Origin of the sequence: Sphingobacterium detergens (assembly GCF_003610355.1) — a bacterium.
Lineage (GTDB): Bacteria > Bacteroidota > Bacteroidia > Sphingobacteriales > Sphingobacteriaceae > Sphingobacterium > Sphingobacterium detergens.
Window position 1 is genome coordinate 268,811 of sequence record NZ_RAPY01000001.1, and the last position, 15,140, is coordinate 283,950.

The 15,140-nt window shown below is 46.5% G+C and carries 9 protein-coding genes; 7 read left to right on the forward strand and 2 right to left on the reverse strand.

Annotated features, from left to right (window positions below):
- Window positions 1–2 precede the first annotated feature (2 nt).
- The 6 genes from DFQ12_RS01155 to DFQ12_RS01180 all read left to right on the forward strand — a co-directional run bounded on the left by DFQ12_RS01155 (window position 3) and on the right by DFQ12_RS01180 (window position 9,758).
- A complete protein-coding gene (locus tag DFQ12_RS01155; protein WP_208642410.1) occupies window positions 3–1,505 on the forward strand; it encodes a SusD/RagB family nutrient-binding outer membrane lipoprotein in 1,503 nt (500 codons plus the stop codon).
- An 18-nt stretch (window positions 1,506–1,523) separates the two neighbouring features.
- Window positions 1,524–2,414 (forward strand): alkaline phosphatase family protein, encoded by an 891-nt coding sequence (locus tag DFQ12_RS01160; protein WP_120257199.1) that lies wholly within the window; start codon window positions 1,524–1,526, stop codon window positions 2,412–2,414.
- A 291-nt stretch (window positions 2,415–2,705) separates the two neighbouring features.
- Entirely contained in the window at window positions 2,706–2,888 is a 183-nt protein-coding gene (locus tag DFQ12_RS28600; protein ID WP_120257200.1) for a TonB-dependent receptor domain-containing protein, read from the forward strand.
- A gap of 406 nt (window positions 2,889–3,294) precedes the next feature.
- Window positions 3,295–6,522 (forward strand): SusC/RagA family TonB-linked outer membrane protein, encoded by a 3,228-nt coding sequence (locus DFQ12_RS01170; protein WP_208642411.1) that lies wholly within the window; start codon window positions 3,295–3,297, stop codon window positions 6,520–6,522.
- A 19-nt stretch (window positions 6,523–6,541) separates the two neighbouring features.
- A complete protein-coding gene (locus tag DFQ12_RS01175; RefSeq protein ID WP_120257201.1) occupies window positions 6,542–8,560 on the forward strand; it encodes a RagB/SusD family nutrient uptake outer membrane protein in 2,019 nt (672 codons plus the stop codon).
- Between the two features lie 91 nt (window positions 8,561–8,651).
- Entirely contained in the window at window positions 8,652–9,758 is a 1,107-nt protein-coding gene (locus DFQ12_RS01180; protein ID WP_120257202.1) for a glycoside hydrolase family 88/105 protein, read from the forward strand.
- Between the two features lie 106 nt (window positions 9,759–9,864).
- Here the strand turns inward: DFQ12_RS01180 and DFQ12_RS01185 are convergent, their stop codons facing one another.
- Both DFQ12_RS01185 and DFQ12_RS01190 read right to left on the reverse strand, forming a co-directional pair.
- Window positions 9,865–11,157, reverse strand: a complete 1,293-nt coding sequence (locus DFQ12_RS01185; RefSeq protein WP_120259176.1) for a serine hydrolase domain-containing protein — start codon at window positions 11,155–11,157, stop codon at window positions 9,865–9,867.
- A gap of 75 nt (window positions 11,158–11,232) precedes the next feature.
- Window positions 11,233–12,105, reverse strand: a complete 873-nt coding sequence (locus tag DFQ12_RS01190) for a helix-turn-helix domain-containing protein (RefSeq protein WP_120257203.1) — start codon at window positions 12,103–12,105, stop codon at window positions 11,233–11,235.
- A 112-nt stretch (window positions 12,106–12,217) separates the two neighbouring features.
- Between DFQ12_RS01190 and DFQ12_RS01195 the strand changes: the two genes are divergently transcribed.
- A complete protein-coding gene (locus tag DFQ12_RS01195) occupies window positions 12,218–15,001 on the forward strand; it encodes a family 78 glycoside hydrolase catalytic domain (RefSeq protein ID WP_244211651.1) in 2,784 nt (927 codons plus the stop codon).
- Window positions 15,002–15,140 lie beyond the last annotated feature (139 nt).

The window sequence follows — 15,140 nt, forward strand, 5'->3', positions numbered from 1 at the left end:
AGATGATGAAAAATATAACGATAAAACTAGCACTAGTGCTTATGGTCAGTGTTATATCCTGTAAAAAGATAGATACGCTCCAACAGGATTCAGCAGCAATATATAATGCCAAACCCCAGTTGATATTGACGGGATTGCTGTTAAACTGTTCGGATTCACCTTGGTCTACAGACCAGCGTCACAATCAATATATGGTGCTCAATTTCGAATACTACGGTGGCCAATCCTACAATTGGACGACTGGATCATTTGGCGAGTTTGATCAGCTCCGGAATGTTGTGAGAATGGAGGTTGAGTCTGAAAAAGCTGGAGCCACTGGTGCTCCCTATGCTGCTCTGGCAAAATTTTTCAAGGCTTATTTTTTTACAAGAATGACCGAAAGATTTGGTGATATTCCGATGAGTGAAGCTTTAAAAGGTACCAGTAACGGCAATTTTAATCCGAAATACGACGATCAAAAACTGGTTTATCAACAAATTCTAAATTTATTGGAAGAGTCAAATAATATGCTTAGTCCACTGGTTTCGGAAGGAGTGAAGATAGATGGCGACTTCTATTATGGCGGTAATCTTGCAAAATGGCAAAAGTTGGTCAACTCATTTAAATTAAGAGTATTAACATCATTAAGCAAAAGGGCTAATGAAACTGATCTGGATATCAAAAAACAGTTTTCCGAAATTGTGAATAACACGACTAAATATCCATTAATTTTGGATAACTCGGATAATTTTCAATTGGTATATAATGGAAATAACCGTACAAATAACTATCCATTATGGCCTGCAGACGGAGTTGTGGTCAAATACGATAACAGAAATACACTGGCTGCTACCTACGTTAATATCGCTAAGCAAACAAAAGATCCAAGGCTAATGGTGGTGGCATGGCCTACTGATTCAGCCCGAAAAAGCGGGGATCTGGATTATGCGGAAAAGTTTACGTCTTATCGTGGTGGATTGACCGGAGACTTACAGTCTACACTTCAAAAACAGACAATTGACGGGAAGCTTTCCATGATCAATTTCGATTATTGGATGGCATCACCATCTGGGATCCCCTGTGTACAATTGGGTGCTTATGAAACACATTTAAACATCGCAGAAGCGATCAATAGAGGCTGGCTACAAGGGGACGCGGCGGATCATTACCGTCGTGGTATCAAAAGCTCCATGGAGTTCTATGGGGTGAAAAGTGATGCTATTAACAGCTTTATGCTCAATAATGTTTACCAGGGAAATAACAGCAATGGATTAAAACAAATATTAAATCAAAAGTATATTGCATTTTTCCAGAATTCAGGTTTACAGGCATATTATCAGTTCAGGAGAACTGGAATACCACAGTTTGATATTGGACCTTCTAATGCCAATAACAATGCGATTCCGGTTCGCTGGGCATATCCTACTTCGGAGTATACCGTTAATGAAGGAAATATAAAAGCGGCTATTGCTAAGCAATTTGGAGGCGGAGATACGCAAAATGGAATGATGTGGTTAATTAAATAGTTTAATAGGGAAATAATTATGAAAAAAATAGTAATACCAATAATATTAGTTTTGTTTTGCAATTTTTATGCAAGTGCACAGTTTAAAAAGGTCAAACATATCGTTATGATCGGTTGTGATGGTCTTGGGGCGTACGCCATTCCGGATGCCGAGATGCCAAATTTAAAGCGGCTTATGACCGAAGGATCTTGGAGTTTGAAAGCGAGATCCGTCCTGCCGTCATCCAGTGCCGTAAACTGGGCTTCGATGCTTATGGGAAGCTCGCCAACGATGCATGGCTATACCGAATGGGGGAGCCAGGAACCCGAGATCCCTTCCATTGCAGAGACGAAATACAAAAAATTTCCTAGTATATTCAGCGTTATCCGCGATCAGCGACCGCAAGCGGTAACTTCTGTATCCTTTAGCTGGCCTGGTATAGGCTATCTGATAGAAAAAGAGGCTATCACCCACGTACTTCCTGCAAATGACGATGAAAATCTATGCGCGGAGCAGGCGGTAAATACGATAATTAAGGATAAACCCTTATTCACATTTGTACATTTCAGTGAGCCGGATTATACAGGACACGGCAAAGGACATAGGACGCCAGCCTATTATGCCATGCTCAAAAATGTGGATGCACGTATAGGCAAAATTATTGAGGCTATTAAACAGGCAGGGATTGCCGACGAGACGATTATTTTAGTGACAGCTGACCATGGCGGAAAAGACAAAGGACATGGCGGGAAATCGCTTGATGAGGTACAGATTCCCTGGATAATAAGTGGGCCAGGTATAAAAAAGAATGTCCAACTAAAAAATACAATAATCACCTATGATACTGCTGCTACATTAGCCGCTATCCTAAGGCTTGAGCAACCACAGGCATGGCGGGGGAAAGCTGTTTCAGAGGCTTTTATTCGATAAAATAGCATTTTTTGATACTTTATATGGAAATTTACCTTCGTTGATTAAGGTGAAAAACTTGTTCCGAATTCAATGAAGGTAGATTTCTAAAGTATAATCGTATGAATTACTATTTTTAGCCAGTTCTAATTCTTATCCATTTTATAAGTGGCTTATCATCACAATAATTGAGCCTTCTTAGGGATTTTTAATACGGGTTTCTATCCATTAGACCCTCAGATGAACCCGACAGCGCATCAAAGCAATTTGCCCAACCCACAGCTTAAATGAGAAGCTAATCAGGCAACAAATATCGGGTTGGATTTAGGTTTGTTCAGTCAAAGGCTGACCTTAACGACCAAATGGTACTACAACCGTTCTAAGGATCTATTGTTCAATACACGTATAACAGTAAGCTTAGGCTACACAACACAATTCCAAAATATTGGGACGACTTCAAATAAAGGCCTGGAATTTACCTTGAATACCGTATGAACTACATATACTTTGTAATATAAAAAATACGAAAACGTTATAGTTAAATTACGAAAACGTTGTAGTTAAATTTTATTTGCGCTGATTTTTGGAAGCCTCTGGTACAATTCCGTACCCCACTACCTACTCACATTGATTTTTTATATTGAAAATCGTGTTATTGAGACAAAATAGCATTTTTTTGATACGATTGCGTCCTATTTTTCTGAGGGCTAATCTTCACTTTTACAGTTAAAATCCCTTCATACGAGGGAACCAATTATAAAATTTCTAAATCACTTAAAGTGAATATTTCTTTATGAGAAACAATTGTAAGCTAAAACAAAATCGCTTTTATCGCTTTGGAATTGGCAAATGGATGCCCTGTTCCTGCTTGCTCTGTCTAGTCTCACTGGCTGCTCCTGCAATGGCGTTAAAAGCCAATGTGCCCTCGGATTCAATGGTCAGCATCGAGGTACAAAACCGCGAAATTACGGGTAAGATATCGGATAGCAATGGCCAGCCGCTGGCCGGAGTGACGGTCAATGTACCCGGCAGCAACATTAGTGCCGCGTCAAAAGCTGATGGTACCTATGCCATTGCGGTACCCCTGGATGCAAAAAAGCTGGTATTCAAGCTGCTGGGCTACAAGAGCCAGGAAATTGACCTGACGCCGGCCAAAGTCTACAATGTGCAGTTGACTTCCGCCACCGGTGAGCTGGACGAAGTGGTCGTAGTGGGCTATGGTACCATGCGCAAAAAGGACCTGACGGGCTCGGTATTGCAGATCCATCCCGACCGCATTGCCAATGAAAACCCCAAAACCGTACAGGATATCCTCCGTGGTTCGGCGGGGATGAATATCGGTTATGATGCCTCCGCAAAAGGCGGTGGCTCCATTGAGGTGCGTGGTAAGCGTTCGGTTTACGATAGCAACAGCGGGCACAATAATCCGCTGCTGGTACTTGACGGCATGATTTTCTATGGTGAGCTTTCTGAAATCAACCCGGATGATATCGAGCAGATCGACATCTTAAAAGATGCCTCTGCGGCGGCCATCTACGGGTCCAAGGCTGCTAGTGGTGTCATTATCATCAGTACCAAAAAGGGCAAGCAGGGGAAGCCGACCATTAATATGACCATGAATGCGGGTGCTACCCAACTGAGTGAATACCGCAAAAGATTCAGTCCGGAAGCTTATATGCAGCATCGGGAAGACTGGTATACCAAGAATACCTACGGCATCGATCCGACGACGGGGATCTATGGGGCCTATCAAACGCGTGACGACAACGGAAACCTCACCGTGCCCTATGGCTTTTACCTTAATCCCGGCCAATTGCCTTCATCTTTAACGCTCGATGCCTGGCGCGCGCAGTCGACCAATCAGAATGGTGAATCTGACCAGAGTATCTGGGGCCGCCGATTGGGCCTGCAGGGAAATGCACTGCAGAACTTTCTGGACGGAAAAACGGTAGATTGGGCCGACCATACTTTCCGTACGGGGTTCAACCAGGATTATAATGCCAGCGTCAGTGGTGCCAGCGATAGAGTCAACTATTACCTATCCATGGGGTACCTCAAAAATGAGGGTACGGTCGTCAGTGATACATACAAGGCTATCCGCGCCAACATGAAAATCAATGCGCATGTAACCAACTGGCTGGAATTGGGTGCCAATGTGAATTTTCAGGATCGCTCCGACGGTAACATCGATATCGATATGGATCAGACACTGCGCAACAGCCCTTACGCCGATTACGCCGATGCCAACGGCAATCCCCTGCAATATCCACTCAGCGAGCAGTTCAGCCAGCGCGGTTATAACTATGATTTTCAGAAGAAATATCTCGAGCTGGACAAAGGATATACGGTATTGAATTCCATTTTCAATGCAAAAATTAAACTGCCTTTTAACATAACCTATTCCTTCAACGCGTCGCCGCGCCTGCAGTATTTCCACGACCGCTATTTTATGTCGGCCGAGCTTCCCGGATCTAACCCCGCCGATCGTGGGGCGAACCGCGAGCAGACCAAACGCTTCGACTGGTCGCTCAACAATACCATCAGCTGGGAGCAGACCTTTGCGGACAAGCATCGCCTGATGCTGACTTTGGTGCAGGAAGCGGAGGAGCAGCAATCCTGGAAAGACCGCATTGAAGCGCGTAATATCTTACCTTCGGATGCGCTGGGCTTTCACAATACCGAAAATGGCTCGAAGGAAAACAGCAGCTTCAATAGCTACGACACGCACCAGACAGCAGATGCCTTATTGGCCCGTTTATTCTATTCTTACGACGACCGCTATATGCTTACGGCTTCTATCCGGCGGGATGGCTACTCGGCCTTTGGGACCTCCAATCCGTATGCGACCTTTCCTTCCTTGGCCCTGGCCTGGAACTTTACCAAAGAGAAATTCTTCCAATGGACCAATGTGATGGATTATGGAAAATTGCGTGTTTCCTACGGTAAAAATGGTAATCGACAGCTTGCTGATCCCAACCTGGCACTTGCCAACCTGTATTCAGGCAGCGGCAAAATGCATGGCTACCTCAATTCGGCCGGCGAACTCCTCCAGTATCGGTACCTGATGGTAGACCGCCTGGCCAATCCCAATCTGCAATGGGAAAAGACCACCGCATGGAATTTTGGCCTCGACTTCGGCTTCTTGAAGAACCGGATTTCGGGTACGCTGGAGTACTACCTGATGCAGACCCACGATATGATCATGGAGCAGAAGCTGCCCAATTTTACAGGATTTAGCCGCATCACCACCAACTTGGGGCAAGTGGACAACAAAGGAATTGAACTGACCTTAAATACGGTCAACCTCCAAAAGGAGAAGCTGCAATGGTCCAGCACCTTCAGTTTCTCGTACAATAAGAACCAGATTGTGCATCTGTATAAGAACTACGAAGACGTGCTGGATGCCAATGGAAACGTGGTGGGCAGCAAGGAAATGGACGAGATTTCGAATGGCTGGTTTATCGGTCAACCCATCGGCACGATATGGGACTACCGTGTGACGGGCATATGGCAGGCCAATGAAGCTGCCAACGCGGCCAAATATGGGCAGGCACCCGGGGATCCCAAAGTCGCCAATGTGTATACGGCAGATGATGTGGTCAATGCCAACGGTACAAAACCGGTGTACAACAATAACGACAAGGTCTTTTTGGGACAGACCGATCCGCGTTTCCGCTGGTCGATGCGTAATGAGCTGACTTTATGGAAAGACCTTAGCTTTTCGTTTAATATCTATTCGTATATGGGCCACAAAAGTCTGTCGGGCAATTACCTGAACAACGACGATGATGGCGGACGGATGGCTTATGGGCTGGCCAACCTGCCAGCGAAAGAATACTGGACGCCAGATAACCCCACAGATCGCTATGGCCGTATTGAGGCCAAAGGACCCATCGGGGCCGAAGGGGCCCAGCGGCTTTACGACCGTTCTTTCATCCGCCTCGACAATATTTCTGTGGGCTATACGCTGCCAACGGCATTTACATCCAAATACCACTTGAACCGGGTGAAACTGTATGGCACCCTGCGCAATGTGGCCACCTGGACCAAAGAATGGGAGTATGGTGATCCGGAGACGGGTTCCTGGGCTTCGCGGGTCTTTACCTTCGGTGTGAATTTATCTTTATAACCTGATTAATTTGATCGCTATGAACTTGACAATACATAAATCCAGATCCCGTAACAGGGGGATCGTCATCCTACTTGCTGCTGCACTGACCATAAGTAGCTGTTCGAAAGAATTTCTACAGCCTGATCCGCTGTCTATCTATTTGCCCAATGAAACCTTTAATACCGAGTCTGGCCTGCTGTCGGCCATGGCTATCTGTGACCGCCACCTCAAGGGGTATTGGGCCACAGATCATAATGAGATGCTGACCCTCGGTACAGAGTACATCTTCTCCGAACTGATGGTGGCCAGCAATACAGACAAACGCAGCATGATGGCGGATGTGGCCAATATGCTCACCCCGACAAGCGACAACTCCAGTCTACAGAACCTCGACCGCTCCAATAGTATGTGGTACCTGTGGGAGGAAACTTATAAAGGCATCAGTTATGCCAATACCATTATCAAATATGTGGATCAGGTGCAGACCTTGAGCGAACAGGATAAAAATGCCTACAAAGGGCGGGCATATTTTCACCGTGCATTCCGGTATATGGCATTGGTCTTTGAATACGGCGATGTCCCTTTGGTCACGACCATTATCGATGTGCCCAAACAAAATTACCGGAGCACCAAACGTGACGCCATTCTGCAGATGATTACCAAAGACCTAGAATTTGCCGTACAATGGGTGCCCGACCAGAAAAATATGAGCCTGATCGGCATGATCAACAAAGGTGCCTGCCGGATGTTGCTGGCCAAATGTTACCTGGCCCTTGGAGCGTATCAGAAAGCAAAGGAACAGACGGATATTCTGATTGATCAATCGGGTTATGCGCTGATGACCGAAAGCTTCGGAACGTTCAATGATGGGGGCGAGGCGCAGACCTGGCCCATCACGCGTAACGTTATCTGGGATATGCACCGTCCTGAAAACAAATTGATTCCGGCCAACCGCGAGGTGATCATGGGGATGCCCAACCGGGGTGCCGATGCGGAGTCTTTTGTGAAAATGCTGACCATGCGGATCTTATATCCCTTTGTGTTTGACACCCGTATACAGACAACGGATGGTAAACAGGCCTTGTTGAACATCAAACGCAACAGTGGGGATTATAATGCAAAATATGACTATATGCGCGCTTTTGGTCGCGGTATCGCGACTTTCCGGCCAACATCTTTCCAATCGAAGGGGGTATGGGCTGTAAACGGTAAGCAAGATGAAGGCGATCTGCGCCATAGCGCCAAAGTGGGAAACTGGGTGCGCATGGAAGATTACAAGGTAAACAATAAGGCTTCAAAGGATTTTGGAAAACCTGTCACGCTGAAAGATCCCGAAACGGGTAAGCTCCTTTGTAGCGACTCTATCCGCCGCTGGTATGATGTGCCACACTATAAATTTTTCCTGGATGATCCCGTTAGTGAGGCCAATATCAGTGGTTCGGACGGTTCACGCGGGGCCACCAATGGCAGTGTTGCCGACTGGTACCTGTATCGCCTGGCCGAGGCTTACCTTTTGCGCGCCGAAGCTAAATATTATATCAACCCGACCGATGGAACGATCAAAGACGACCTAAACGCCGTGCGTCAGCGCGCAAAATGTACCGAACTGTATCAGGGAACCGTGAGCATAGGGGATATTATGAACGAAAGGGCCCGCGAACTCTACTGGGAGGAATGGCGCAATGTGGAGCTCAAAAGGGTATCGCTCTGCCTGGCACGCAGTGGTAAACCTGATGAATGGGGAAATGTATACAATCTGGACAATTTTGACAAACAGAGTGGTACCGATGCGATCGGTGGAAGCTACTGGTACCAGCGTATCGTGCATTATAGCTTATATAACAAAGGCATCATTCATGTCAATGCAACTGGTCTAAGTGATATCAAGTATACCATGGACAAAAAGAATATGTACTGGCCGATTCCAAATGTGGCGATTACCTCCAACATTAAAGGCCAGTTAAAGCAAAATTATGGCTACGACGGTTATAATCCCGCTACTCCGGTATGGGATAAATGGGAGGATGCCGTTGCGGATGAAGCAACAGCAGACTAGACCTGTCGATGCTCCTGAACCGATCTTCAAGAGAGCGGATCGGTTCAGGATTTTTTTAAACACAGTAATTTAAAACATAAAATGATTTGGTATGATAAAGAAAATCCTTTTGTTTTTATGGGTGCTACCTGTTCACTATCTAATGGCACAGGCCGATCTGGCAAATTTTCCGGCTGCTGCGGACCCCAAGGAAGTGGGATACCGCATTGCACATCGTTTCATTGCAGGCAAGCATATGCTGCATGCGGGGAAATGGATCAGTTATCCGGAGACGTTTTATTGGACGGGTGCCATTAACTATGCACACTTAACCGGTGATGGGGAGTTGATGCAGGCCATGAAAGGCCGCTTCTCCAAATTAACGGCAAGCGAGCCGCAGTTGCTGCCCATTAAAAATCACGTCGACTTAAATATGTTTGGGAGTCTTCCGTTGCGGCTTTATCAGCTGACCAAAGATAAAAGCTACCTGGACCTTGGCTTGCCCTATGCTGATACGCAATGGGAATTGCCGGACAATGCCAATCAGGCCGAGAAGGACTGGGCGCAAAAAGGATACTCCTGGCAGACCCGACTCTGGATTGACGACATGTATATGATTACAATCGTACAAACTGCCGCGTTTAAAGCGACCGGTGAATCGAAATATCTCGATCGCGCAGCCAAAGAAATGGTGCTTTATCTGGATAAATTACAGCGCCCCAACGGGTTGTTTTATCATGCGCCAGATGTGCCTTATTACTGGGGCCGTGGTAACGGATGGATGGCAGCTGGCATGACCGAGTTGCTGCATATGCTCCCAGAGGATCATGCGGACCGGCCCCGTATATTGAAGGGCTACCGTAAAATGATGAAGAGTCTGAAACAACAGCAGCGCAAAAGTGGGATGTGGAATCAGCTGATCGATGAGGCCGACTGCTGGGCCGAAACATCCGGGTCGGCTATGTTTGCCTATGCAATCATTTCGGGTGTAAAACAGGGTTGGCTCGGTGCAAAACAGTATGGTCCTGTGGCCCGTCGTGCCTGGCTGGCGCTGGCCAACTATGTGGACGATCAAGGTGCGGTTTCGGAGATCTGCGTGGGCACCAATAAAAAGAATGATAAACAGTATTATTATGATCGTCCCCGCCACAGCGGCGATTACCACGGTCAGGCGGCCTATATGTGGTGCGTCAATGCGCTGCTGGAAGGAAAGGAGTAGATAGGGCTGTCTCCGCACTGTTGCGTCCGATACAATAGGGTAAACTACGGAAATCGGGAAATTAGCTGTGCTGAAAAATGGGCCTGGGTATCTTGTACAGAACAGATTATTTTCTCAGAATTTCCTTCACACCGGCTTTTGTTAAAATAAGCGAATTGTAAGTTCCCATTTTGTCTTTTACAAATTCAATGGTCCTGTCGTTATCTTCGGATCTGAAAAATTTTGTGTCAGACTCGGGGATAAGTTCTGTTTCGGTATTATTGTAATAAAGTTTGCCATCCCTATGGAGGATCTGAATTTGACCATACTGGCCCACATAGTGCTTATACAAAGTGGAGTCTATCACAGCACGATGATGCCGGTATGGGAGTTCGACTTCTTTTCCAAATACAATAGCCGAAAGTCCATAAGCGATCATATGGGCGAGTGATTCATTGTTGGAAAGGACTGTGACAAAAAGCTTGTCATCCGTAAAGCGGTTAAAAGAACTCATGGTGCCGAAAAAACCACCGTCGTGCGCAATCAGTTGATGCCCATGGTTATAAAAGGGGTTGATGATAAAGCCATAGCCCCAGTTTTCAGCGTTATGGGGCGTGAACATTTTTGTCTTCATCTCGGCCGATAAAATAGTGGTTCCGTAAAGCAGGCTGTCCCATCGCGCTAAATCTTCGACGGTCGAGTAAACACCGTCATGGCCCACATTGATCTGCCAGTTGATATAAGGATTATGAATAAAGCCTTGCGCACCGCGGTAATAGACCTTGGCCTTTTTGGACACAATCGAATCATTATTGCTGACACCTGTATTGTTCATGCCTGCTTTTTCAAATATATTTTTCTTTAAAAAAACAGCATAAGGTTCACCTGAAACTTTTTCAATGATCTTTGCCAACAGGTAATAACCGATGTTGCTGTATGCACTTTGGCTGCCGGGTGAAAATTCATAAGGAATCTTTTTGATGGCTGCATAAGCTGAATCGTTGCTGATGCTGGATAGCGCGATTTCTTTGAAACCCATGGCCAGCCCGGAGGAATGGGACAGTAGCTGATGGATGCTGACACTGTCGGCCTTTGGATAATCTGGAAAAAACCGGCTGAGTTTATCATCAAGGGATAATTGGCCGCGATCGACCAATTGCAGGATCGCAGTGGCGGTAAATTGTTTCGTGACCGATGCCAGCTGAAATTTAGTGTCTACCGTATTGGGAATATGCCACTCATAATCGGCCTGACCATAGGCCTTCTTGAGTAAAACAGCGCCTTTTTTTTGCACAAGGACGGTCCCGCTAAAATGATGAATAGCAACCTGTGCCTGCATATAACGGGCGAGTTTTGCCGATGTGCTCTGCTGTCCAAAAACCAGCATCGGACAGAGGATAATGAATAGAATAAACTTCATGGACTGTTGCATCGATTAATGATGCAGCAATGTTACCATAAAAAAAAACGCGGTCATTGTATTTTTGTAAACCTCTTAAATAAAAATCCACTTGATCTCATCCCGCTCCAGGGCTGCTATTTTGGAAAAGAACACTTTGGGTGTAAAGCCTGTTAATTTTTTAAAATCCCGGATCATATGCGACTGATCAAAATAATCGACATGATAGGATCGGCTTATGTTGTTTTTATCGTCTAGCTGGCTTTGAATGGCTGCCCGGAACCGGACTATCTTTTTGAATTGCGATGGACTTTTACAGATATGCTGATCAAAATGCTTATTGATCGTTGTCCGTGATCGCCCGATTTTACGCGACAATGTCGTCATGGACTGATTGAGGTTGTTGGTATCGAGCATTTCGCGGAGCACGTTTTCCAGCAGCGGATCTTCAAAAGGGCGGAGTTTTGAGATCCAATAGGCTTCCAGTGCCCTGATTCGCTCCTGATGATCTGCAATAGCGAGAATGGCAGTCATGGCCTCTTTATAATCGGCGTGGGGATTAAAATCGGGAAATGTTCCACTGTTGTAATGCTGCAGGTCATGCACGATAAAAGCACTTAGCCCCAGCGGTTTGAAGTAGGTGGTGATTTCATTTATTTTGCCGTCGTAGCTGATCAGGACGGGTTGATTAAAGTCGCAGACAAGGTTGGTCTCTATGGGGGAAGTGGGACAATATGTTGTGATGATTTTGTCGGGGCTGACGAAGGTGCTGGTCTCTGCGCTGATGGTGACGATGCTGTAGATACTGGGAAAGGTAAAATAGGTAATGGGCTTCTCGGCTGCGGTCTTCTCCAGGATGTAGAAGCATTCGATGTAGCGCTTCAATACTGGACTCTCAGGCTGATAGACTTTTAGGATCATCGGATTTTTTTTTAAATCAATTAGTTGCGTAAATTTAACAAAGTCCAATCAGTGCTGTAAGAAAAATTTCGGGAAAATTGTATCTCCAGGGGATCCTGTAGTCATGAAGGGATCATTGGCTTAGTAATCAGTTAAATCAGTCATTGAAAAAAAGAAGAGAATGAACATGCACATACAAAAAGTATTTTATAGCATTTTTTTATGTTTTTTCTATGGTCAGGTAATGCAGGCTGCTGAAAAATCCGGCGCATCCATTGTTCCCGCTCAGCTGACCTGCGAATACCGGACAAACCCGTTGGGAATAGATCAAAGGCAACCTCGGCTAGGTTGGCTGCCGCAGGCGACCAATGGCAATGCTTATGGCCAAAGACAGCGCGCTTACCGAATTCTCGTCGCTACAGATTCTGCTGCATTAGTTCGCAAAAAAGGAGAATGCTGGGATTCCGGTTGGATTCAATCATCCGATACGCAACATATCCTGTATCAAGGTAAGCCACTGACTTCGGACCGGGTCTATTTTTGGTGTGTCGCTGTTCAGGATGAACAGGGGAAAATATCAGCGTATAGTCCGATTGCAAAATGGACCAGCGCGCTATTTGACGAAAAGGACTGGACATCCAGCTGGATAGGAACAGGGGATACCTATGATCCGAAGATGAAAGACTGTAATCTGGATGATCCCTGGTTCAGGAAAACGATCACTTTGAAGGAGACTGTTGCGGATGCTCGTATCTACGTTGCCTCGATCGGATTTCACGAACTCTATGTCAATGGGAAAAAAATCGGAAACCCGATTTTAACGCCCGCAGTGACCGATCATAGCAAGCGGGCTCGTTATGTCAGCTATGACATCGCTGCTTATCTGCACCGGGGGCAGAATACAATCGCATTTTGGCTTGGTACCGGTTGGTCCATCTATGCGCCTTATGCAACAGCGGACAAACCCCGAAGCCCGCTGCTTCGCGCACAGGCCGCACTGTACGATACCCGTGGAAAACAGCTCGCCCTGATCACAACGGATAAAAGCTGGAAAACGCATCCCAGCCCCAATAAGCTCCTGGGCAATTGGTCGCCGAATAATTTTGGTGGTGAATTGTTCGACGCGAATAAAGATATTCCCCATTGGAATTTGACGGATTTTTCGGATAAATCGTGGCAGCATGCAAAAGAATTTCAGCCTAAGCTTGCGTTATCCGCTCAGGCTGTCGAAGACAATGTCCTCTTTCAAGAAATCCGTCCAGTAGGTATAGCATCCCTGCCCAATGGTGATTATCGGGTTGATATGGGCGTCAATTTTGCGGGCTGGACCGAGATTGAAGTAAAAGGCAGTCCAGGTAAGCGGATTGATTTCCACTATTCCGAACGGGCACAGGAGGAGATGACCTTTAAAAATCGAAGTGCCTATATCATCGGACCGACGGGGCAGGGTACATTCAGAAACAGATTCAACTACAGTTCTGGCCGATGGATTACAATCCGGGGGGCAAAGGAAAAGCCGGAACTGAGCGCGATAAAAGGCTGGGCCATGCGCACCGGATTTGCGCCGGTGACGGAATTTAGCTGTTCAGATAGTTTACAGAATTGGATCTACGACCGTATCTTATGGACTTACAGCAATCTTTCCCTGGGGGGAATGATCGTCGATTGTCCACAGCGGGAGCGTATGGGTTATGGTGGCGATGCGCATGCCACCTCAGAAACAGGGATGGCCAACTTCAATATGGCGGCATTTTATGAAAAATGGATGCAGGACTGGCGCGATGTACAGGGCACAGAGTCTATGGTGGGCGATATGAACGATCCATCCTGGGCCCGAAAGAATGAAACGAGTGGCCGTATATTCAATAATGGTATACTGCCACATACTGCCCCGACGTATTGGGGTGGCGGTGGTCCGGCCTGGGGCGGAATTGTCGTTATGCTCCCTTGGAGCCATTATCAGCACTATGGTGACTTGCACATATTAAAAGATAATTTCAATCTGATCAAGACCTGGATCGCGTACATCAATACCCATGTCCATGATCATATCCTTCAACCCTATGGTGGTACCTGGGACTTTTTGGGAGATTGGCTGTGGCCGAATGCGACTGCAGAGGGGATGAATAACAACAAAGCCGAAAACATTTGTTTCAATAATCTGTACAGGGTATACAACCTGCGGACAGCTGTCCGGATTGCTTTGGCGATCGGCGAAAAGGAGCAGGCACAGGAATGGAGAAAACAGGCGGATCTCGCAACGGATGCCATTAACCGCTTATTTTACAATTCGAAAACGCAGCTGTATGCTGACGGCTCCATGGCCAATCAGGCGCTGGCCCTGTTGTCGGACGTTGCCAAAGCGGATGATAGGGGGAAAATTCTTGAACAGTTGACACAGAATATCTTGGTCAAACATCAAGGGCATATCCACGCGGGGATCACTGGCGGAGCATTATTGTTCAAGTACTTGCGGTCTGTCGGTCGTCATGATCTGCTGTATAGCATGCTGAAGCAGGAAACTTACCCCAGCTGGGGATATATGAAGGCCAACGGAGCCACAACGATTTGGGAGATGTGGGAAAAAGACCTTCCGGGACATTCGCTCCTCCATAGTTCATTTTTATATCCTGGGGCATGGTATATCGATGGGCTTGCGGGGATAAAACCCTTGCGCCCCGGGTACCGCTCCTTTGTCATACAGGTGCCGAGAAGTCAGGATGTGCCTATCAGCTGGGTAAAGACAGCCTTTAGGGCGCCGAATGGTTTGATTAAGATCCACTGGCAAAGGGAGGCTGGCAGGCTGCAGCTGGAGACGGTGGTGCCGCCCAATACGGTAGCCACCCTAAAGGTTCCAAAGGAAGATCTTATACAGCTGCTGCCGGATGAAAAAAGGATCCGTCGGTTAGCGACAGAGGAGAATTACTTGGTCTTTGAATTGCAGCCTGGCGTATACCATTTTTAAAAGGTAGTATATAATAGTAGTTTGGTTGTGGTGCAAAGGGCGATGACGGTACCGAGCCATTGCTGGAAAAGGAGTGGCGAGAAAGTCGCGCTTGACGCTTACTGCTAACAATGGCGATCAGATAAATCTGGAGGTTTAT

Coding starts and splice junctions, on each gene's coding strand:
- DFQ12_RS01160 (WP_120257199.1), top strand. CDS start 1,524: ATGAAAAAAATAGTAATACCAATAATATTAGTTTTGTTTTGCAATTTT.
- DFQ12_RS01175 (WP_120257201.1), top strand. CDS start 6,542: ATGAACTTGACAATACATAAATCCAGATCCCGTAACAGGGGGATCGTC.
- DFQ12_RS01155 (WP_208642410.1), top strand. CDS start 3: ATGATGAAAAATATAACGATAAAACTAGCACTAGTGCTTATGGTCAGT.
- DFQ12_RS01195 (WP_244211651.1), top strand. CDS start 12,218: ATGAACATGCACATACAAAAAGTATTTTATAGCATTTTTTTATGTTTT.
- DFQ12_RS01185 (WP_120259176.1), bottom strand. CDS start 11,157: ATGAAGTTTATTCTATTCATTATCCTCTGTCCGATGCTGGTTTTTGGA.
- DFQ12_RS01180 (WP_120257202.1), top strand. CDS start 8,652: ATGATAAAGAAAATCCTTTTGTTTTTATGGGTGCTACCTGTTCACTAT.
- DFQ12_RS01170 (WP_208642411.1), top strand. CDS start 3,295: ATGGCGTTAAAAGCCAATGTGCCCTCGGATTCAATGGTCAGCATCGAG.